The 21,331-nt window shown below is 70.6% G+C and carries 17 protein-coding genes; 11 read left to right on the top strand and 6 right to left on the bottom strand.

What is annotated here, in order from left to right:
* Window positions 1-45: 45 nt before the first annotated feature.
* Window positions 46-813, bottom strand: a complete 768-nt coding sequence (locus ACFYR3_RS05670; protein WP_355854566.1) for an IclR family transcriptional regulator — start codon at window positions 811-813, stop codon at window positions 46-48.
* Window positions 810-1,238, bottom strand: coding sequence for a MarR family winged helix-turn-helix transcriptional regulator (locus ACFYR3_RS05665; protein WP_389281642.1), 429 nt, complete (start codon window positions 1,236-1,238; stop codon window positions 810-812). Before ACFYR3_RS05665 ends, ACFYR3_RS05670 begins: the two co-directional genes overlap by 4 nt.
* Before the next feature lie 254 nt (window positions 1,239-1,492).
* Between ACFYR3_RS05665 and ACFYR3_RS05660 the strand changes: the two genes are divergently transcribed.
* The 4 genes from ACFYR3_RS05660 to ACFYR3_RS05645 are packed head-to-tail and all read left to right on the top strand — an operon-like array spanning window position 1,493 to window position 5,307.
* Window positions 1,493-2,425 carry an SDR family oxidoreductase gene (locus tag ACFYR3_RS05660; RefSeq protein ID WP_356783373.1) on the top strand — a complete coding sequence of 311 codons (933 nt, stop codon included), beginning with the start codon at window positions 1,493-1,495 and terminating at the stop codon, window positions 2,423-2,425.
* An 11-nt stretch (window positions 2,426-2,436) separates the two neighbouring features.
* Window positions 2,437-3,309, top strand: a complete 873-nt coding sequence (locus ACFYR3_RS05655; protein WP_355854575.1) for an amidohydrolase family protein — start codon at window positions 2,437-2,439, stop codon at window positions 3,307-3,309.
* A 10-nt stretch (window positions 3,310-3,319) separates the two neighbouring features.
* Window positions 3,320-4,855 carry an o-succinylbenzoate--CoA ligase gene (gene menE / locus ACFYR3_RS05650; protein ID WP_389281639.1) on the top strand — a complete coding sequence of 512 codons (1,536 nt, stop codon included), beginning with the start codon at window positions 3,320-3,322 and terminating at the stop codon, window positions 4,853-4,855.
* Window positions 4,852-5,307, top strand: coding sequence for a MaoC family dehydratase (locus ACFYR3_RS05645; RefSeq protein ID WP_355854581.1), 456 nt, complete (start codon window positions 4,852-4,854; stop codon window positions 5,305-5,307). Before menE ends, ACFYR3_RS05645 begins: the two co-directional genes overlap by 4 nt.
* A gap of 48 nt (window positions 5,308-5,355) precedes the next feature.
* Here the strand turns inward: ACFYR3_RS05645 and ACFYR3_RS05640 are convergent, their stop codons facing one another.
* A complete protein-coding gene (locus ACFYR3_RS05640; protein WP_389281637.1) occupies window positions 5,356-6,204 on the bottom strand; it encodes a hypothetical protein in 849 nt (282 codons plus the stop codon).
* Complete coding sequence (locus ACFYR3_RS05635; protein ID WP_389281635.1) at window positions 6,204-7,871, bottom strand: histidinol-phosphatase; 1,668 nt, start codon at window positions 7,869-7,871, stop codon at window positions 6,204-6,206. Before ACFYR3_RS05635 ends, ACFYR3_RS05640 begins: the two co-directional genes overlap by 1 nt.
* 479 nt (window positions 7,872-8,350) lie before the next feature.
* On the opposite strand from ACFYR3_RS05635, the gene ACFYR3_RS05630 reads away from it, so the two are divergent.
* The 4 genes from ACFYR3_RS05630 (at window position 8,351) to ACFYR3_RS05615 (ending at window position 15,294) form a co-directional block, all read left to right on the top strand.
* The gene (locus ACFYR3_RS05630) at window positions 8,351-9,688 is read left to right on the top strand and encodes a 6-phospho-beta-glucosidase (protein WP_355854590.1); all 1,338 of its coding nucleotides are present in this window, start codon (window positions 8,351-8,353) and stop codon (window positions 9,686-9,688) included.
* Window positions 9,689-10,209: 521 nt separating this feature from the next.
* The gene (locus ACFYR3_RS05625) at window positions 10,210-11,151 is read left to right on the top strand and encodes an ABC transporter ATP-binding protein (protein WP_389281633.1); all 942 of its coding nucleotides are present in this window, start codon (window positions 10,210-10,212) and stop codon (window positions 11,149-11,151) included.
* Window positions 11,148-12,533 (top strand): ABC transporter permease, encoded by a 1,386-nt coding sequence (locus ACFYR3_RS05620; RefSeq protein ID WP_355854596.1) that lies wholly within the window; start codon window positions 11,148-11,150, stop codon window positions 12,531-12,533. The genes ACFYR3_RS05625 and ACFYR3_RS05620 overlap by 4 nt, the downstream gene beginning before the upstream one ends.
* Window positions 12,534-12,537: 4 nt before the next feature.
* Window positions 12,538-15,294, top strand: coding sequence for an alkaline phosphatase family protein (locus ACFYR3_RS05615; RefSeq protein WP_389281631.1), 2,757 nt, complete (start codon window positions 12,538-12,540; stop codon window positions 15,292-15,294).
* Window positions 15,295-15,441: 147 nt separating this feature from the next.
* On the opposite strand, the gene ACFYR3_RS05610 is transcribed toward ACFYR3_RS05615, so the two are convergent.
* A complete protein-coding gene (locus tag ACFYR3_RS05610; RefSeq protein WP_389282008.1) occupies window positions 15,442-17,124 on the bottom strand; it encodes a carbohydrate binding domain-containing protein in 1,683 nt (560 codons plus the stop codon).
* Window positions 17,125-17,265: 141 nt separating this feature from the next.
* Window positions 17,266-18,456, bottom strand: a complete 1,191-nt coding sequence (locus ACFYR3_RS05605; protein WP_355854605.1) for an ATP-grasp domain-containing protein — start codon at window positions 18,454-18,456, stop codon at window positions 17,266-17,268.
* A gap of 250 nt (window positions 18,457-18,706) precedes the next feature.
* Here ACFYR3_RS05605 and ACFYR3_RS05600 point away from each other — a divergent pair, with 250 nt between their 5' ends.
* From ACFYR3_RS05600 to ACFYR3_RS05590, 3 genes are all read left to right on the top strand, one after another.
* Window positions 18,707-19,615 carry a metallophosphoesterase gene (locus ACFYR3_RS05600; RefSeq protein WP_355854608.1) on the top strand — a complete coding sequence of 303 codons (909 nt, stop codon included), beginning with the start codon at window positions 18,707-18,709 and terminating at the stop codon, window positions 19,613-19,615.
* Window positions 19,563-20,300, top strand: a complete 738-nt coding sequence (locus ACFYR3_RS05595) for a 4'-phosphopantetheinyl transferase superfamily protein (protein ID WP_355854611.1) — start codon at window positions 19,563-19,565, stop codon at window positions 20,298-20,300. Before ACFYR3_RS05600 ends, ACFYR3_RS05595 begins: the two co-directional genes overlap by 53 nt.
* 214 nt (window positions 20,301-20,514) lie before the next feature.
* Complete coding sequence (locus ACFYR3_RS05590; RefSeq protein WP_355854691.1) at window positions 20,515-21,264, top strand: GNAT family N-acetyltransferase; 750 nt, start codon at window positions 20,515-20,517, stop codon at window positions 21,262-21,264.
* Window positions 21,265-21,331 lie beyond the last annotated feature (67 nt).

Raw genomic sequence — 21,331 nt, 5'->3', positions numbered from 1 at the left:
GTGCCCGGGCCGACGTCCACGGTCGGCTCTGTGCCCGCGTCCGCGTCAAGCGTGCGGATCCGGCCGGGTCGTCGGGCGCCAGCCGAGGGCCCGGGAGATTCCGCGGGCCGCCAGCCGTATCGCCGGGATCAACGCCGGTACCTGCGCGTCGGCCTCGGGCACGACGAGCGACACGGCAGCGACGACCGAGCCGTCCGTGCCGCGGACGGGCGCGGCCACCGACAGGGCGTCGTCGGTCACCTGACGGGTACTCACCGCAACTCCGGTACGCCGGACTTCGGCCAGAGCGCGCCGCAGGCGGACCGGATCGGTGATGGTGTACGGCGTGTAGGCGGCCAACGGTCCGGCACAGTAGGCGTCCTGGAACGCGGGCTGCGCGTGCGCGAGCAGCGCGAGCCCGACGCCCGTCGCGTGCAGCGGCCAGCGGGCGCCCACCTGGATGCGTACGCCGACGGACGAACGCCCGGCGATCCACTCGATGTAGACGACCTCGGCGCCGTCGCGGACCGCCAACTGCACGTTCTCGTGCGTCGCTTCGTACAGGTCCTCCAGGTACGGCAGGGCGATCTGCCGCAGCGCGAGACCGCGCGGGGCGAGCGCCGCGACCTCCCACAGGCGCAGGCCGACGTGGTACACGCCGTCCGCGTCCCGCTCCAGCGCACCCCACTCGGTGAGCGCGGCCACCAGTCGGTGGGCGGTCGTGAGACTGAGGCCGGCCCGGCGGCTGATGTCCGTCAGGGAAAGCGCCGTGTGCTCGTGGTCGAAGGCGGCGAGCACGGCGAGGAGGCGGCCCGGAGCGGACAGGGCGGTCATGAGTTCAGTTCGGTGTCCGCGATCCGTTGCAGCAGCGCGTGCAGGGTCTCCCGCTCGGCGGGATCCAGGGGCTGGAGCAGGTCGTTCGTCACGCGCAGTCCGGCCTCGTCCGTGTCGCGCAGGAAGGCGCGGCCGTCCGAGGTGAGAACGACGATCCGGCTGCGGCGGTCGTCGGGAGAGAGCCTGCGCTCCGCGAAGCCGAGCTTCTCCAGGTCGTCGACGAGCCCGACGATCGCGCTCGGGTCGTAGCCGAGCCGTGAACTCAGCTCCCGCTGCAACGCGCCCTTCGAGGTGGCGAGGAACCGCAGCAGCGCGTAGTGGCGCAGCCGCAGCCCGGACTCCTGGAGGAACGCGTTGAACAACTGGCCCGAGCGCAGGCCCAGCCGGTACAGCAGATAGCCGGTGTCCGCGTGCAGGCCGCGCATCCACGGCTCCTCGGCGTCGATGCGGGCGGGGCCTCGGGGGTGTTCTGCGGCGCGCTGCTGACCTGCGATGGCGGGCTCCCTGGGGCCTGGCCCCGGGCGGGGGCGGTTCGGCTGTACGAACCCAGCATGCCGTATGGAACGGACGGCAACAACTATTGACGTCAACAACTATTGCTCTTAGCTTCGATCTAGACGTCACCCCCTGCGGGCAGCCGCGCTCCGGGCAGCGCCCGCACCACGTGAAGGGACCCCTCGTGCCCCCCATCGATCTCACCGGCAAGGCCGCCGTCGTCACCGGCGGCGGCCGTGGTCTCGGCCTGGCCTACGCCCGTGCCCTCGCGGCCGTCGGCGCCCGCGTCGTCGTCAACGACATCGACGAGGACGTCGCCGAGCAGGCCGTGAAGTCCATCGCCGAGGCCGGTGGCCAGGCCGTCGCGGAGGTCGTCGCGGTCGGCACGGCCGAGGCCGCCGACCGGCTCGTCGGCCGCGCCGTAAGGGAGTTCGGCCGGCTCGACATCCTGGTCACCAACGCGGGCATCCTGCGCGACAAGGTCCTGTGGAAGATGACCGACGACGACTTCGACGCGGTGATCACCACGCATCTGCGGGGCACCTTCACCTGCGCCCGTGCCGCCGCCGTGCGGATGCGCGAGCAGGGCGAGGGCGGCAGCCTGATCCTGGTCGGCTCACCCGCCGGACAGCGCGGAAACTTCGGGCAGACGAACTACTCCGCCGCGAAGGCGGGCATCGCCGCCATGGCCCGCACCTGGTCGATGGAACTGGGCCGCGCGGGCATCACCGTCAACGCGATCGTGCCCGTCGCCGCGACCGCGATGACCGAGACGATCCCGGCGTTCGCCCCGTACGTCGAGGCCCTGCGCGACGGCACGCCGCTCCCGGACTTCCTGCGCAAGGGCGAGGGCTTCGGCACCCCCGAGGACTGCGCGGCCCTGGTCCCCTTCCTCGCCTCCGAGGCCGCGCGCGGGATCACCGGGCAGGCCATCGGCATCGGCGGCGACAAGGTGGCCCTGTGGTCGCATCCGCAGGAGATCAAGACGGCCTACGCGGACGGCGGTTGGACCCCGGAGGCGCTCGCCGACGTCTGGGCCGGCTCCCTCGGCTCCGAACCGCAGACGGTCGGGATTCCCGTCCCGAAGACTCCCGCGCCGAAGACGGCGGGGGTGTGATGACTCCTCCCATGAACCCGGACGAGCTCGTCGCGATCGACGTCCACACCCACGCCGAGGTCTCCTCCAGGGGCCACTCCTCGCTCGACGACGGTCTGCACGACGCCTCCAGCGCCTACTTCAAGGTCGAGGGCGAGCGAAAGCCGACCCTGGAGGAGACGGCGGCGTACTACCGCGAGCGGAGGATGGCCGCCGTGATCTTCACGGTGGACGCCGAGTCCGCCACCGGCACCGAGCCCGTCCCGAACGAGGAGGTCGCGGAGGCGGCCGCCGCCAACCCGGACGTGCTGATCCCCTTCGCCTCCATCGACCCCTTCCGGGGGAAGGCCGGGGTGCGCCAGGCGCGGCGGCTGGTCGAGGAGTACGGGGTGAAGGGCTTCAAGTTCCACCCCAGCATCCAGGGCTTCTTCCCCGACGACCGCTCCGTGGCGTACGGCCTCTACGAGGTCATCGAGGAGACCGGCACCATCGCCCTCTTCCACACCGGGCAGACGGGCATCGGCGCCGGAGTGCCCGGTGGCGGCGGGATCCGGCTCAAGTACTCGAATCCGCTCCATGTGGACGACGTGGCCGCCGACTTCCCGCAGCTGAAGATCATCCTGGCGCATCCGTCCTTCCCCTGGCAGGACGAGGCGCTCGCCGTGGCCACGCACAAGCCGGGCGTGCACATCGACCTGTCGGGCTGGTCGCCGAAGTACTTCCCGCCCCAACTGGTGCAGTACGCCAACACCTTGCTCAAGGACAAGGTCCTCTTCGGCTCCGACTACCCCGTCCTCACCCCGGACCGCTGGCTCGCCGACTTCGAGAAGCTGCCGATCAAGGACGAGGTCAGGCCGAAGATCCTCAAGGAGAACGCCGCCCGGCTCCTCGGGCTCACACCGTAAGGGGCGTCAGATGCGCAACGAGGGACTGGGGTCATGGCCCGCACGCCGGGCCCGCAAGACCCCGCACCGCACCGCCCTGATCCACGGCGACGACGCGATCGGCTACGCCGAACTCCACACCCGCACGACGAAGCTCGCGCGCACCCTGCGCGCCCAGGGCATCCGACGCGGGGACCGGATCGCCTATCTGGGCCCCAACCACCCCTCCTATCTGGAGACGTTGTTCGCCGCGGGCCTCCTCGGCGCCGTCTTCGTGCCGCTCAACCCACGCCTCGCCGGGCCCGAAATCGCCTACCAGCTCGCCGATTCGGGCGCCAGGGCCCTGGTCCACGCGCCGGCCCCGACCGGGATCCCCGCCGGGCCGCCGGACGGCACCGATGTCCATACGTCCATCGAAGTGGGGCATTTCTACGAGGAGTTGATCGCCGACGCGCCCGACGAGCCGATCGACGAACCGGTCACCGCCGACGACCTCTGCGTCATCATGTACACCTCGGGCACCACGGGCCGCCCCAAGGGCGCGATGCTCACCCACGGCAACCTCACCTGGAACGCCGTCAACGTCCTCGTCGACCACGATCTGACCGCCGACGAACGCGCCCTCGTCTCCGCCCCGTTGTTCCACACGGCGGGACTGAACATGCTCACCCTGCCGGTGTTCCTCAAGGGCGGCACCTGCGTCCTGACCGAGTCCTTCGACCCGGCGGCCACCTTCGACCTGATCGAACGGCACCGGATCACCTTCATGTTCGGCGTGCCCACCATGTTCGACCGGGTGGCCCGGCATCCCCGCTGGGCCGACGCCGACCTGTCCTCCCTGCGCATCCTCACCTGCGGAGGATCGCCCGTGCCGACCCCGCTCATCGCCGCCTACCAGGACCGCGGGCTCACCTTCCTCCAGGGGTACGGGATGACCGAGGCGGCGCCCGGCACCCTCTTCCTGGACGCCGAACACGCGGTCGCCAAGGCCGGTTCGGCGGGCGTTCCGCACTTCTTCAGCGATGTCCGGGTGGTCCGGCCGGACTTCACCCCGGTCGACGCGGGAGAGACGGGGAAGACAGGGGAGATCGTCGTCCGCGGACCTCATGTCATGCCCGGCTACTGGGGACTGCCCGAGGAGACGGCCGCCGCCTTCACCGACGGCTGGTTCCGCAGCGGGGACGCCGCCCGCGTCGACGACGACGGCTATGTCTTCGTCGTGGACCGTATCAAGGACATGATCATCTCGGGCGGCGAGAACATCTATCCCGCCGAGATCGAGGACCTCCTCCTCGCCCACTCCGGAATCGTCGAATGCGCCGTGATCGGTGTCGCCGACGACAAGTGGGGCGAGGTCCCCCGCGCGGTCGTCGTGGCCCGTGACGGCGTCGAACTGGACCCGGACGAGGTCCTCGCCTCGCTCTCCGGCCGCCTCGCCAAGTACAAGATCCCCAAGTCGGTGGTCGTCGTCGACGAACTGCCGCGCACCGCCTCCGGAAAGCTCCTCAAATCCCGCGTCCGTACGCGCTACGGCACCGGCTACCGCACCAGGCAGGGAAACTCGTGACCATCACCGTGAACGGCCTCGACGAACTCAGGAAGCTCGCGGGCGGCGACCTCGGCACCAGTGAGTGGATCGAGGTCACCCAGGAGCGGATCGACACCTTCGCCGACGCCACGGGCGACCACCAGTGGATCCACGTCGACCCGCGGCGGGCGGCCGAGGGGCCGTTCGGCGCGCCCATCGCCCACGGCTATCTGACTCTTTCCCTCTTCATCCCGCTCTTCACCGAGCTCCTTGAGGTGGAGGGCGTCACCACGAAGGTCAACTACGGCCTGAACAAGGTGCGTTTCCCCGCCCCCGTGAAGGCCGGCTCGCGCATCCGGCTGGTCGCGCGGCTCACCTCGGTCGAGGACGTACCGGGCGGAGTGCAGATCGCCGTCGACGGCACGGTGGAGATCGACGGCGGCGGGAAGCCCGCCGCCGTCCTGCAGAGCCTGTCGCGGTTCTACGTCTGAGGCCGAGGGCTGTCCGGGCGGTGCTCCGGGTCCCCTCCGCTCGGCCTCCTACCTGAGCCGGTACGCGTACACGGAGGTCGCGACACCGCACACGCCGGGCTGGACCACCTCGGCACGCAGTGTCCCGCTCGCCGTGTCGTAGTCGACGCCCTCCGCCTCGTACGTCCCGTCCGTGCACAGGCTGCGCTGCGGCAGGGCGAAGAGGCTGGTGACATGTCCCGTGACCGGCCGGCCGTCCACCTTCCGCTCCAGGTCGACCTGGAGCAGCGGCCGGTCCTCGGGGAAGAGGGTGCGCGAGCTGTCGTCCGAGGCGCAGAGCAGCCGGGTGTCGTCGACGAAGTCGCAGCCCTGGATGTCGCGCACGGGCTTGTCGAGGGTGATCTGCCCGGCCTGCGGCAGGGCGCCGCCGGTGGGCGGGGTCGACGGATTGAGCAGCGGGGCAGGGAAGACCTGGAGCCGGTTCTGGTCGTCCCACTCGCCGGAGACCAGCCACTGTCCGTCGGGCGACACGGTCGCGAAGGAGTTGTTCAGCTTCTCGCCCGGGTCGAGCCGGTGGACGTACTCGAAGCGCTTGCCCGCGGGTGTGGTGACGGCGAACATCTTCGAGGTCGCCGTGTCCGGCCCCTGGTAGGCGTCGAACACGGAGCCCTGGGCGATGTCAGGGTCGCCGACATGGTTCCAGCCCTTGACGCGCAGGACGAGCGGAATGGAGGCGAGCCCGCGGTGCAGCAGCGAGCCGTCCGCGCGGCTCGCCAGCCCCTGTCCACCGCTCAGCGAGTCGACGTACGACGTGCCGGTCTCGGTCCACACCGGTTCGCCGGCCACCGCGGACGACGTACTCATGCTGACCGTCAGCACGCCCAACAGGCAGGCCAGGGACATTAAGTGACGCTTCATCAGCAGCCTTCCACATCGACGAACACGGGGTTGGAATAGAACCATGTGTCGACCCACGGGTCGCCGTTTCCGGGCACGTGCGGAATCGGGCCGTGCGGGTCGATCGCCGCACCGAGGTACCCGGCGCCGTTCCTGTTGCCGTCGCTGCCGCGCAGCCGGACGTAGAAGGACTCGTCCCCGGCGGTCAGCGGGATGCGCAGGGTGTACGTCCCCCTGCGGCCGCTCACGTCCTCGGTCCGGACGACCTCGGTGTCGGGGGCCCGCCACGCGTCGCGGTCGGCCGTCGGGCCGCGCACCGCGCCGCGGATCAGGTCGACATGCGCCAACTTCGGGAGGATCCCCCGCGGGTTGGGGCGTGAGGCCGTCGTCACGGTGACCGACAGAGTGAGCCTGTCGCCCTTGCGGACGCGGATCCGGCCGCCCAGGGTGACGCCCGCCCCGTGGTCGTGGTCCCGCTTCAGGCGGACGTCGAGTCCGTCCAGCAGATGGCCGTGGTCCAGCCAGACCCGGCCCGCGCGCAGGCCCGCCATCACCGAGCGGTAGCCGTAGCGGGTCACGCCGACATGGGTGCGGCTGAACTGGCCGGGCCAGAAGTCGCCGCCCGGCTGCTGGGTGTCGGTGTTCACCGGGTCGGGGACGTGCCCGGTGTTGTCGAAGTTCTGGCCGGGCGCCCAGTCGCCGTTCTTCCAGGTGTCGAAGACGACGCGGTGCACATCGGAGTTGGTGGTGATGGTGAACAACCGGCCCTCGGCGAGCATCGCGTCCCACATGCCGCCGACCGTCGCCGTCATCCAGTCGAAGCCGCCGTACAGGACGTACGCGTCCTCCGGGTAACCGGCGAAGGAGTTCTCCGAGGGCTTGTTGACGTACTCGCCGCGCTGTTGGCCCGAGCCCACCCAGCCGGGGATGCCGCCGCCCTGGGCGCCGGGCGCGCCCTCCATGCCGATCATGACCTCGGGGGCCGCGTCGCGCCAGTCGCGCATCTCGTGCGGGGAGTCGATCCCCAGGCGCAACGGGTGGTTGGCGAGGACCAGTACGTCGTCGACGTATCCGGTGCGGCGCTGCTCGGCCAGCCACTGGATCGCCTTGACGGCGTGAGCCTCGTTGCGGGCCGTGTCGGGACTGGCGGGCGAACCCGCTGTGTAGCCCAACAGCTTCCCGTCGTAGGCGAGTTCGAACCGGGTGAGCAGGTTCACCTCGTGCGGTCCGGGGGCGGCGAAGACAGTGGCGTGCTCGGCGGCCGGGATGTACCACTCCAGACCCTGGAAGATCAGCTGGCGCGGGTTCGCGGCGCGCGCCTTCAGGATCTCCTGATGCTCCAACAAGGCGCCGTAGGAGGCGTGCCCGAAGTTGGAGTGCTCGTTGAAGACCATCCAGTCGAGGCCGTACTCGGCCCCGGCGCGGGCGAGTTGGGAGAACGTGTACTTCGCGTCGTGGCTGTAGACGGAGTGGATGTGGTGGTCGCCCACGAGATAGGCGAGGCGCGGGTCGCTGCCGCCGTAGCCTCGCCCGGACGCCGCCGCGGGCGCGGCGAGCGAGCCGACCGCGAAGGCCGCCCCGAACAGGCCCGCGCCGCGCAGCAGCCCGCGTCGCGACAGGCCCTGCGGATCCAGTGCGGCGGGGGAGACGGACGGATCGGCCCAGGCGGGCAGTTGCTGCTCGGTCATGGTCGTGTGGTCCCTAGGTCAGAGGGCATGAACGACGTGACGGGGAAGGCGCGTTCGTCGCGCGGGGGTGGCGGCGGCCGTATCCGCCGTGCGGTCGCCGCCGTAGACCCGGAGGTGGCGCTTCGCCGTGCCGCCGTCGTCGTACGGTCCTGCGCCGCCGCGCCCGGCCGATCTTCTGTCGTTCACGCGTTGGAGAATGGCGCGGTCCCAGGACCCCGGGATGACACCGCACTGAAGCCCAGGGGTCGACTCGATGGCGGCCCAGTGGTCGCCGGGCTCGCCGTCGCCCGTCGCCCGTCGCGTGCGACACCGCGAGAACGAGAGTCCTCGGCCCGGGGACTCGACGTGGCGGTGCCGGACGAGCCCGTGGCCGCGGTGGCACGCTGCTTCCTGGAAGATGTGGGTGGGACAGGTGGTCGTGGCGTGCTCCCTCGCCGCGCGGCCTGCTTCCCCGCACGAACTGCGAAGGTGGTACTTGCGTGAGGCTGACCATTCTGGGCGGCGGCGGATTCCGCGTCCCGCTCGTGTACGGGGCGCTGCTCGGGGACCGCGGCGAGGGCCGCGTCACCCGGGTCGTGCTGCACGACCTGGACGCGGGACGGCTCTCCGCCGTGGCCCGCGTCCTCGCCGAGCAGGCGGCCGGGGACCCGGACGCTCCGGAGGTGACCGTCACCACCGACCTCGACGAGGCCCTGCGCGGCGCCGACTTCGTCTTCTCCGCGATCCGGGTCGGCGGCCTGGAGGGGAGGGCGGCGGACGAGCGCGTCGCCCTCGGCCAGGACGTCCTCGGCCAGGAGACGGTCGGCGCCGGCGGCATCGCGTACGGCCTGCGCACCGTGCCCGTCGCCGTGGACATCGCGCGGCGCGTGGCCCGGCTCGCCCCCGACGCCTGGGTCATCAACTTCACCAACCCGGCCGGACTGGTCACCGAGGCCATGTCCCGCCACCTCGGCGACCGCGTGATCGGCATCTGCGACTCGCCGGTCGGCCTCGGGCGCCGGATCGCCAAGGTCCTCGGCGCGAACCCGCGCGAGGCGTGGATCGACTACGTCGGCCTCAACCACCTCGGCTGGGTACGGGGACTGCGCGTCGCGGGCCGCGACGAACTCCCGCGACTGCTGGCCGATCCCGGACTGCTCGGCTCCTTCGAGGAGGGCAGGCTCTTCGGCCCGGAGTGGCTCCAGTCATTGGGCGCCGTCCCCAACGAGTACCTGCACTACTACTACTTCAACCGCGAGGCCGTCCGCGCCTACCAGCGGGCCGACAAGACACGCGGCGCGTTCCTGCGCGACCAACAGGCCCGGTTCTACGACGAGATGAAGCAATCCGACGCCGCGGCCCTGACCGCCTGGGACCGCACCCGCGCCGAGCGCGAGGCCACCTACATGGCGGAGAACCGGGACGCGGCAGGTGCCGGAGAACGCGACGACGACGACCTCTCCGGCGGCTACGAGAAGGTGGCGCTCGCCCTGATGCGGGCCATCGCCCGTGACGAACGCACCACCCTGATCCTCAACGTCCGCAACCGCGGCACGCTGAGCGTCCTCGACACCGAGGCCGTCATCGAGGTGCCCTGCCTGGTCGACGCGAACGGCGCGCACCCCGTCGCCGTCGACCCGCTGCCCGGTCACGCCACCGGACTCGTGTGCGCGGTCAAGGCGGTGGAGCGGGAGGTGCTCTCGGCCGCCGAGTCGGGGTCCCGTACGACCGCGGTGAAGGCCTTCGCCCTGCACCCGCTCGTCGACTCCGTGAACGTGGCACGCGCACTGGTCGACGGCTACACGGCCGTACATCCGGGCCTGGCGTACCTGAAGTAGGCCTCGAACGCGGGGACTTACGGTGCCAGACCCGCGTATGCCCGCGATCGGCGAGGGCCCGAGGCACCGGGGAGGGCCGGGCGCGGGGATGCCCGCCTCCGGTGCCCGGCCCGGCGCACAACTGAGCCACCCGGCTTCCGCCGGACTCCGCACGGACTCGGCGCACGGATCCGGAGCCCGCAGGTGTTGCCCGAGTCCGTCTGGATGACGCCCGCTTTGCGCACCGGACTTGCCAACGCCTTGACGATCCGTTTCCGCCGTGTTCAACCGGCCGTCTGTGCCCGCGTTGTGTGTTGTGCCTAAGGTCCCTGAGTGCTTCAAGTGCTTCGAAGAAAGGGACTCGTGACTCCTCCCCCTCGTAACGAGGGGGCTTCTCACTCGACTCCGAGGAGTTTCGTGACGGCCAAGCTCTGACCGCCGCCAGAGGCAGCTGCAGAGCATCTACGCCGCTTCGAGGCTCCGGCACTCAGGATGCCTTTCCGGCCCGTCCTGAAGGCCGGGATTCCCACGCAAGGAGAAGGATGGACAGACCTCTCGCCGTCCGGGCTCGCGGGATCACCAAGTGCTTCGGCGACACCGTCGCACTCGACGGCGTCGATCTGGATGTGGCGCGGGGTCAGATCCACGGCCTGGTCGGACCGAACGGAGCCGGCAAGACGACCCTGCTCGGTCTCCTGCTGGGCCTGGCCGTCGCCGACGAAGGCCGCCTCGAGATCCTCGGCACCCCGCTCAGACGGGCGCTCGCCGCCCCCGACGGTGTCGCCGGTTTCGTGGACGGGCCCGGCCTGTACCCCTCGCTCACCGCCCGTCAGAACCTCGCCGCCCTGGCCGCACTCCGCGGCCAGGGCACGCGGGCGGCCGGGGTCGACGACGTGCTCGACCAGGTCGGGCTCACCGATGTCGCCGACGATCCGGCCCGCGGCTACTCCCTCGGCATGCGTCAGCGGCTCGGCCTCGCCGCCGCCCTGCTCGTCGAGCCCCGGCTGCTCGTGCTCGACGAACCGTCCAACGGCCTCGACCCGGCCGGCAAACGACATGTGCACGGTGTCCTCGACCGGCTCGCGGCGAACGGAACCGCAGTCGTCCTCTCCAGCCACCGCATGGACGACCTCCAGGCGCTGTGCTCCGAGGCCACCGTCCTCGCGACCGGACGGGTCGTCTTCTCCGGCCCGCTGAGCAAGCTGGCCGCCGAGAACCGTGAACTCGACTACCGGGTACTCACCTCCGACCCCGCAGCCGCCCGCCTGCTGGCCCTCGACACGGCCGGGATCCGGGTCGTCGACGACGCCGCGCCACGGCACGACGCCGACGTGCTCGTCGTGCGCGCGCTGGTGTCCGCCGTCGACGAACTGGTCGTGCGGCTCGTGCGCGCCGGCATCGCGCTGCGCGAACTCGCCCCCGTCGTCTCGCCTCTCGAAGCCGCGTTCCTCGCCCTCACCGAGCAGAAGGAGACCGGCGGATGACAGCGACCGTCGCCGAGGACGGTGACCTCGGAGCGCAGGGCCCGGAGGAAGCCGTCGCCGCCGCCCCCCGTGTCTCGATCGCGCGCGCCTACCGCTTCGAGCTGGTCAAACTCGTCTCGCAGTGGCGGATCCGGCTGCTGGTCCTCGCCTGCTGGATCGTGCCGGCGCTCTTCGTCGCCGCGGTGAGCCGGCAGAGCACGCTCCCCGTGGACACCCTCTTCGGCCGCTGGATGCACGCCACCGGGTGGGCCGGAGCGCTGGTGATGCTCGGATTCGCGGGCACCTGGGCACTCCCGCTGCTGACCTCGGTCGTCGCCGGCGACGTGTTCGCCTCCGAGGACCGGCTCGGCACCTGGCGCCATCTGCTCGTGGCGGTCCGCTCGCCGCGCCGGATCTTCGCGGCGAAGGCACTGGCCGGCCTCACCGTCATCCTGCTGCTCGTGGCCGGACTGGTCGCCTCCAGCTCGGCCGGTGGGGCCGTGGCCGTCGGCGACCAGCCGCTGGTCGGCCTCGACGGCCACCTCCTGACACCGGCGGACGCCGCCGGCAAGGTCCTGCTCGCCTGGGTCTGCGTCCTGGCCCCGACCCTGGCCCTCGCCGCGATCGGGCTGCTCGGGTCCATCACTCTGGGACGGTCCCCGATGGGACTGCTGCTGCCCGCGCTCGTCGCGCTCGCGATGCAGCTCGCCCAGATGATGCCGCTCCCCGTCGCCGTGCGCCTGGCCCTGCCCAGCTACGCCTTCATCGCCTGGAGCGGTCTGTTCACCAGCCCGGCACAGCTCGGCCCGCTCCTGATCGGCATCGGGGTCAGTCTGCTGTGGGCCGTGACCGCGACCGTGTCGGCCTATGTGCTCTTCATGCGGCGCGACTTCACCGACGTGGCGCACGACGGCTCGGGCCGCAGCGCGGTCACCGCCGGAGTCCTGCCGCTCGTCGCGCTGGCCGCCGTGACGGTCGCGGTCGTCGGCGCCGCCACGGGGGCCACTGGCTCCGGGATCGGACAGGACAAGGTGCAGCGCTCGGCCGCCACGGCGTTCGCCCACCTCTACCGGCTCCAGACCAGGCAGCTCAACCGCCCCGCCGTCACGGAGGCACAGCTGAAGGTCACGGCGTCCTGCGACAAGGGCAGCGTCAAGGTCGCGGCCGAGGGGCCGGGCAACGACTGGCGCTGTGTCGTCTCCTGGCATCTCCCCGGCGTCGACGCCGTCGGGACGGCCGTCTACCAGCTCGATGTCACCCCGGACGGCCGATTCATGGCCGACGGCGACGGACCGAAGGAGGTGAACGGCTACTTCCTGGTCCGCACACCGACCGGGGACGCACCGAACCCGCTGTGGCAGTTCGACGGGAATGTCGACCTGCTTGCCACCTCGAAGGGATGACTCCATGCAGGTAACGCGCCGCCGCCGGCGTGACGTGAAGGGGCGTTCGGGCCTTTTCGGCAGACGCGCCGGCAGACGGATACCTCTGGTGACGGCGGGCACCACCGTCCTCGCCCTCGTCGCCACCGGGGCCGCATTCGCCCAGACGCACCAGTTCGGCACCGACCAGGTCGGTCAGATCACCGACCGGGGCCAGGTCGTCTCCAGCGACCAGTACATCGCCCCGTACGGCGACCGGCTCGTCGTCGACAACGGGAAGATCATGTCGTCCTCGGTGAGCCCGGACGGCACGCACCTCGCGGCCTCGGTCACCGACGGCGGGAGCGCGCTCGCCATCGTCGACCTGAAGAACTGGAAGGTGCAGCAACTCGTCAGCGCCGCCGCGTCGTCGAGCCCGCGCCTCAGTGGCAACAGCGTCGGGCAGGAAGGCCCCACGTACTCGCCCGACGGTTCGCAGCTCTGGCTCGGTCAGACCGACGGATACACCAGGCTGACCGTGAACCCGGACGGCAGTGTCAGCAGTCCGACGTTCGTCCCGATCCCGGCGGACGGGCCCAAGCACGCGCTGGTGGGCGAGGCGGTGTTCTCGCCCGACGGCTCCACCGTCTACTCCGCGGTCAACGGACAGAACCGGGTGGTCGCCATCGACGCGGCGACCGGCACCGTCCGGCAGAGCTGGACCGTGGGCAACGCCCCGCGTGACCTGGTCCAGGTGGGCACCGAGCTCTACGTGAGCAACGAGGGCGGGCGTCCGGCGCAGGCCGGCGACACCACGATCAACTCCTACAACACCCAGGTGCCGGCCGACCCGATCACCGCTGCCACCACCACCGGCACCGTCAGCGTCATCGACCTGGCCGACCCGGCCGCCGCCGTCGCGAGCATCCCCGTCGGTCTGCACCCCACAGCCCTGTACGCCAAGAACAAGGCGCTGTTCGTCACCAACACCGCCACCAACGACGTGTCGGTCATCGACACCGTCAAGAACAAGGTCGTCCAGACGATCGCGACCCAGCCGTGGCCGGAGGCGTCGGTGGGCTACGAGCCCGACGGGGTGACGCTCACCGACGACGGCCATCTGCTGGTGACGCTCGGCCGCGCCAACGCGGTGGCCGTCTACCGGAACCGGAGCCCGCAGGATCCGGTCCGTTACATCGGCCTGCTCCCGACGGACTACTTCCCCGCGGAGATCGCCTCCGTCGGCAAGGAGGTGGTTGTCTCCAACACCCGCGGTATCGACGCCCGTCGGTCCACCGTCAGCGGCGGGCACGGCACCCACGACACGACGTCGAGCGTGCAGCGGTTCACGCTGCCGGACGACAGCGTCATCAGGGCACAGACGGCCAAGGTCTTCCGGCAGAACGGCTGGACCCATGGCTCGGTCACCCAGTCCAAGGGCAGGGGTCACGCGAAGCCGGTGCCCGTCCCGCTGCGGCTCGGCGAGCCCTCGACGATCAAGCACGTCTTCCTGCTCGTCAAGGAGAACCGCACCTACGACCAGGTCTTGGGGGATGTCCCGGAAGGCAACGGCGACCCGTCGCTGGCGCAGTTCGGCGAGAACGTGACGCCGAACCAGCACGCCCTGGCCGAGCAGTTCGGGCTGTACGACAACACCTACGACATCGGGACGAACTCCGCCGAGGGTCACAACTGGCTGATGCAGGCGGACGATCCGGAGTACACAGAGTCCTCCGCCGGTGAGTACGCGCGCAGTTACGACACCGAGGACGACGCCCTCGGCCACCAGCGGACCGGCTTCCTGTGGACCGGCGCGCAGGCGAAGGGGAACTCGGCGCGGGACTTCGGTGAGTTCCAGCAGTTCCTGACCAAGCCGGCGGACGCGAGCTGGCAGAACCTGTACTGCGACTCGAAGAACATGGAGTCGACCGGGCAGGACACCGCGTACACACTGAACTCGTCCTCGCCGATTCCGTCGCTGAACGACGTGTCCGTGCACGGCTTCGCGAAGTTCGACACCAGTGTCCCGGACGTCTACCGGGAGGAGATCTGGAAGCGTGACTTCGAGCAGAACGGGCCGGCCAACCTGAACATGTTCTGGCTCTCCAGCGACCACACCGGCGGTCCGGCGAACGCGACCGCCCAGGTCGCGGACAACGACCTCGCGACCGGCCGGATCGTCGACGAGATCTCGCACAGCAAGTACTGGAAGGACTCGGCGATCTTCGTCGTCGAGGACGACTCCCAGGCCGGCCTCGACCACGTCGACGGCCACCGTGCTCCGATCCAGATCATCAGCCCGTGGGCCCGGCGCGGCATCGTCGACAGCCACTACTACTCGCAGATCACGCTGATCCGGACCATCGAGCAGGTCCTCGGGATCCACCCGATGAACCAGAAGGACAGCGCGGCCAGCCCGATGCGTGCGGTGTTCACCCAGCACCCGGACTACACGCCGTTCACCGCGCTGCCCAACCGGACCTCGCTGACCGACGGCCTCAAGACCCCGCCCTCCTGCGGCCTGGACACCCCCGCGCCGCAGGATCCGAGCGCGGCGGCGGTGCCGTCGGCGAAGGTGCCGGCGGACAAGCGGGCACTCGCGGCGAAGTGGGAGACCTGGAAGACGCACCAGCGGCTGACCGGGCCCAACGCCATTCCCGACTTCGCCAACCCCGCGCAGATGAACCACTTCACGTGGTACCAGACGCACGGGTGGACCAAGCCGTACCCCGGCGAGCACCGGATCTTCGCGCCGCAGGACGTGCCGGGCGCCTACCTCCCGTCGTCGGAGTCCGACGGCTGACCGCTGTCGGCTGTCGGCTGTCGGCTGTCGGCTGACGGACGACAGCCGACAGGTGACAGCTGATGTATGAGCGTGACGCGATGGGCCGCCCGGATTCTCCGGACGGCCCATCGTGTTGTCCCACGCGTTGTCCTGCTGTCGTCGTCCTCAGCCCGTGAAGCCGGCCGTGATCGACGTGAACTGCCAGGTGTTCTGGCTGATACCGGAGCAGTTGCTCACCACGCCGCCGCCGGGGCAGGACCGGTCGCGGTTGACCGCCCAGTAGGCGAGCCGGGCGATGTGGTGGGAGTTCGACCAGTCACGGATCGAGGTCCAGATCGCCGGGGTGGTGTTCTCCTGCTGGTCGGACAGGCCGTTCATGCCGGAGATGCCGATGTGGGAGTAGGCCGTGGCGTCGTCCCAGCCGAAGGTCGACTTCAGCTTGGTCTTCAGCCCCTCGGCGGCGTTGACCGTGTTGCCGTACATGTCGGAGCCGCCGCCGAAGTCGAACGGCATGATGGTGAAGACGTCGATGTTGGCGTTCAGGGACTGCGCCTGCTCGATGAGCCGGTTGCCGTAGTAGGTCGGGCCGGTCGTCGAGGTGCCGAAGGTGACGATCGTCCTCAGGCCGGGATTGTTGGCCTTGACGGTCTTCAGCGCGGTCAGGATCTTCGCCTGGACGGCTTCGTTCTCGAACTCGTCGGTGTTCTCGATGTCCATGTCGATCGCCTTGAGGCCGTAGGCGTCGATCACCTTCTGCAGAGCACCGGCGAGCGCGCTCGCCGAGGAGCAGTTGGCGCCGAGCTTGCTGCCCTGCCAGCCGCCGAACGACGGGACGATGTCACCGCCCGCGGAACGGATCTGGTTGATGGCCGTCTGGTCGACGCCACCGGTCAGCGCACGGCTGCCGTCCCAGGCAGGGGTGCAGCCGCCGGAGTCCAGCACGAACGCCATCGTGAACCACTTGATGCCGGTCGCGTTCATCACCGTGGTCGGGTTCGGGGGATCGCCCCAGCCCTCGTACAGATAGGGAGCGGCCTGCTTGAAGCCGGTGCCGCCGCCACCGCCGCCCGCGTCCGTCGTGACGCTCACGGAGTTGGAGGCCGCGGAGGTGTTCCCGGCCGCGTCCCGCGCCTTGACGGTGAACGAGTAGGCCGTGCTCGCTGACAGCCCGCTGACCGTGGCACTCGTGCCCGACACGCTGAGCAGCTGGTTGGAGCCGCTGTAGATGTCGTACGCGGTGACGCCGACGTTGTCGCTCGACGCGCCCCACGACAGTGACACGCTGGAGGAGCTCTTGCCGGTGGAGGTCAGGTTGGTGGGCGCGGTCGGCGCCTGGGTGTCGGAACCGCCACCGCCGCCGCCGGGACCGTCCAGGCTGATGTCGTCGGCGTAGTAGGTGCCCTGCGCGTACCAGCCGTGGACGTAGATCTTGACGCTGGTCTGCGAGGCGCCGGTGGTGAAGGGCACGGTGAGCTGGCTGTACGCCGACGTGGACGTCGTCCAGTTCGAGGCACCGCCGTCCACACCGAGGTAGACGTAGCTGCCGCGGACCCAGCCCGAGAGGTTGTACGTCGTGTTCGGCTGGACCGAGACGGTCTGGGTGCACTGCGCGTTGTCGCTCGAACTCGCCGCCCCCGCAAGGGCTTTGGAGCCACCGTGCACGGGGCTTGAGACGATCGAACCCAGGTTGCCGGAGCAGGACCAGGGGGAGAGGCTGCCCGTCTCGAAGCCGGGGTTGGACAGGATGTTGGCCGCCTGGGCCGTACCCGGCAGGGCGACCGCGCCGGCGAGGGCCAGCGCGGCCGTGCCCAGCAGGGCGAGGAAGCGATGTCTGGAACGTCTGAGCATGGTGATACGCACGCGATCTCCCTGGAGATATGGGGGTGTTCGGGAGTGCAGAGAGGTGCGCAACCAAGTTGGTATGGACCAATCCCGCTGTCAAGACGCTGAGCGAGAATTGGTCCAGACCGGTAAATGCGTATGGACGGCCTAGGCGGGTGCGACGGCCGCGGCCGCGGCCGTGGTGGCCTGGGCGGAAACGACGGAGGCGGTCGCCTCGACCGGGGCGGACGACAACGCGGACGCGGACTCCGTGATCGGCGAGGGGACCGCGGACAGCGTCGGCACGGGCTCGTCGGTCCGCTGCGGCGGCAGCGACACCGGACGCACCGGACGCGGCCCCGAGACCACCGTGTAGTCCTGTCCGAGGAACGGCGGGATCACCTCGCCCGTCTCCTCGCCGAGCGCCAACTGCACAGCCGCCCAAGGGGCGTTCACCCCGCACTGGGCGATCTGGTGCAGTCCGCCCGCCGGACGGGTGTTCACGTCCATCAGGACCGGCTCGTCACCGTACATACGGAACTGGATGTTCGACAGATAGTGCAGCCCGAACGCCTCGGCGAGCAGCCGGGCGGGCTCGATCCACGCGTCGTCGAGGGTGAATCCGCGGCGCCGCCCGTTCTTGGTACGGCCGATCGCCATGCGCACTCGGCCGTCCGGCCCGGTGAGGCAGTCCACCGACACCTCCGGCTGTCCGAGGTGCGGCATCACCAGCCAGTCGACCGGCTCGTCGGCCGCGCGCAGCGCCTCCACGACCAGGTCCATCGGCACGTACGCGCTCGGGAACCCGTTGAGGTGCATCAGCGAGAAGGGAGTGCGGGTGATCACCCGGAAGCCCACCCCGCCCGCTCCGGCCGCGGGCTTGAAGCAGGCCCGCTGACCCGCGGCCTCCAGCTCTTCGACCGCCGCGACCAGTTCCTCCTCCGTGCGCACCCGCCACCACGGGGGCACCGGAATGCCCACGGCCTCGACGGCCTGGTACGCGGTGGCCTTGTCGTGGAAGACCGCGACCGCCTCCGCCGGCGGTGCCAGCAGCGCCGTACCGAGCGCCGCGAACTCGGCGCGCTGCGCCACGATCGCCGCCTGGTGCAGGACCGGCACGAACACGTCGATGGAACGGCGCGCGCACATGTCGAGGGCGTACTCGACATAGGCGCGCGGCGACAGGCCCTCGGGCTCCGGCTCGGCGGTGTCGGCGGCGGCCAGTACGGGAGAGTCGGCGTCGCCGTGGGTGGCATGGATCTCGACCGCGCGGTGCTGCGGATTGCTTCGCAGCTGATCCATGAAGAACACGTTCTCCGCGTACGTGCGGTTGAGCCAGACGCGTACGCGAGAGCCCATGCAAGCCACCTTTCACGGTTTGCGGGCACGGCGGAGCGGGCCGGGCCCGGCCAGGGGTAGGGGAGGTACACCGAGCCGTCGCACGCCAAGGCGGAATCGAGCGGTGGTGTTGGGGCGATCATAAGGGGCGCGGGACCCTGGTACTGCTACGGGGATGTTACGGATTCACCGACCCGCCCGCCGGGGCCTCCTTGTCCGGCGGCGGGCGCGTGTGTTCTTGTGTTGACATCGGCTTTCCAGGGGGTGGCGCGTGCGGCGAACAGACGGCGGTGGCGGGAACCTGCTGGCCATCAGCGACCTGCACATCGGCTACGCCGAGAACCGCGCCCTCGTCGAGAACATGCGCCCCGAGTCCGACGACGACTGGCTTCTGGTGGCCGGTGACATCGGTGAGATCGTCGACGACATCCGGTGGACCCTGGAGACGCTCGCCGGCCGCTTCCGCAAGGTCGTCTGGGTGCCCGGGAACCACGAGCTGTGGACCCACCCCAAGGACCCCGTCGAACTGCGCGGTGTGGCCCGCTACGAGCATCTGGTGGCCCTGTGCCGGGAGTTGGGCGTCACGACGCCCGAGGACCCCTACCCCGTCTGGAACGGCCCGGGAGGCCCCGCCGTCGTCGCGCCGCTCTTCCTGCTCTACGACTACTCGCTCCTGCCGCAGGGCTGCGCCACCAAGGCCGAGGGGCTGGCGTACGCCCACGAGACCGGCATCGTCTGCACGGACGAGTACCTGCTGCACCCCGACCCCTACCCGAGCCGCGAGGCCTGGTGCCGGGCCCGGGTGGCCGAGACCGAGCGCAGACTCACCGAACTCCCCGACGGCCTGCCGGTCATCCCGGTGAACCACTACCCGCTCCACCGTCACCCGATGGACGTCCTGTGGCACCCCGAGTTCGCCATGTGGTGCGGCACGCTGGCGACCGCCGACTGGCACCGCAGGTTCCGCGTCGAGACCATGGTCTACGGGCATCTGCACATTCCGCGGACCACGTGGCACGAGGGTGTCCGCTTCGAAGAGGTGTCGGTGGGCTATCCGCGAGAATGGCGTACGCGACCGGGACCGCCGGGCACGCTGCGCCGCATTCTGCCGATGGAGGTCAAAGCCGGTGATGGAGGAACTGCTTCCGGAGTCGGTCGTGGCCGTGGAGAGCCACGGTGACGACGCGGCCGAGGACGCGATCCTGTACCCCGAGGAGCTGGCGGTCCTGACGCGCGCCGTGGGCAAGCGGCGCCGCGAGTTCACCACCGTACGGGTCTGCGCACGGCGTGCCATGGAGAAGCTGGGAGTGGCCCCGGGCCCCGTGCTGCCGGGCGAGCGTGGGGCCCCGCAGTGGCCGACGGGGGTCATCGGCAGCATGACGCACTGCGAGGGCTACGGCGCCGCCGCACTCGCCCGCGCCACCGATCTGGCCTCCCTCGGCATCGACGCCGAACCCCACCTGGCACTCCCCGACGACGTCCTGGACGCCGTCGCCCTCCCCAGCGAGTCGGACCGCCAGGACCGCCTCCGCGCCCGAGCACCCGGCGTCCACTGGGACCGGCTGCTGTTCAGCGCGAAGGAGTCCGTCTACAAGGCGTGGTTCCCCCTCACCGGCAAGTGGCTGGACTTCTCCGAGGCGGACATCGACATCTCCCTCGACCCGACGCCCGCCACCGACAGCCTCTCGGGAAGCCCCCGCCTCAAGGGAGGCTTCCACGCGCGACTCCTGGTCCCGGGGCCCGTGGTGGACGGCGTTCGCGTCCAGGCCTTCGACGGCCGCTGGACCGTGCAGCGCGGGTTGGTCGCGACGGCGGTCACGGTGCCCAACACACGATCCGGTCCGGGGCCCGGGTCCGACGACTGAACTGGCCGATGGGCAAAGGCCGTTGACGTTCGCGTCGCCACGTCGCGCCCGTCGCCGGCCCACTGCTCCCATTTCGCGGGGACCGGGAGGAGGACCGCGCCGGTTGCGTACGCTCGGCACCGTGACGGACGACATCGCGGCACCCATCACGGCACCCATCACGGCACCCATCACGAACGACATCGACACGCTGCTGGCCGCGTACGACGCACAGATGCGCGGAGTGCTCCCGGTACTGCCGGCCGGGGTCCGATGCGAACGCGACGGACCGCTGCTGCGCGTGGTCGGACACTTCTGCGGTTTCGTCATCGCCCCGCGCGACCTCGCGCTGAGCGGTGCCGACCTGGACCGGCTGATCGTCCGGCAGCGCGACTATTTCGCCGGACGGGGCGAGGCGGTCGAGTGGAAGACCCGCAGCCATGACATGCCGACGGACCTCACCGACCGCCTCCGTGCCGCCGGCTTCGTCCCCGGGAACCCGCAGACCGTGCTGATCGGACGTGCGGCCGACACGGTGGCAGAGCCGGTGGTACCGGCCGGTGTCGTGCTGCGCCGTGTCGCGGAGGATGCCGACATCCGCCGGATCGCGATGATGGAGTCCACCGTGTGGGGCATGGACTGGCGCCGACTCCACGGTTTCCTGGGCGGACAGATCGCGGCGGCACCCGACGACATCGCCGTCCTGGTCGCGGAGGCCGACGGCGAAGTGGTCTCCGCCGCGTGGCTGGTCATCAGCCCCGGAACGGCCTTCGCCGGGCTCCGGGGCGGTACGACAGTACCGGCCTGGCGAGGCCGCGGAATCTACCGGGCACTGATCGCGGCCCGAGCCCGACTCGCCGTGGCCCGCGGAGTCGAGTACCTGCATGTCGACGCGTCCGAGGACAGCGCCCCGACCCTCGAACGCCTGGGCTTCCGGGCCGCGACCACCGCGACGCCGTACGTCTGGACGCCCGGCGGCGCCTGATCGGGCCCGGGCTGTACGGCGGAGGCCACAGGTGAACAAGAGGCCCGATCCGCGACGGCCGGCCGTG

The sequence above is a fragment of the Streptomyces sp. NPDC005784 genome, from assembly GCF_042871525.1.
Classification (GTDB): Bacteria; Actinomycetota; Actinomycetes; order Streptomycetales; family Streptomycetaceae; genus Streptomyces.
Note: the sequence above shows the minus strand (reverse complement) of the source record. Positions and strands in the feature narration are given on the sequence as shown.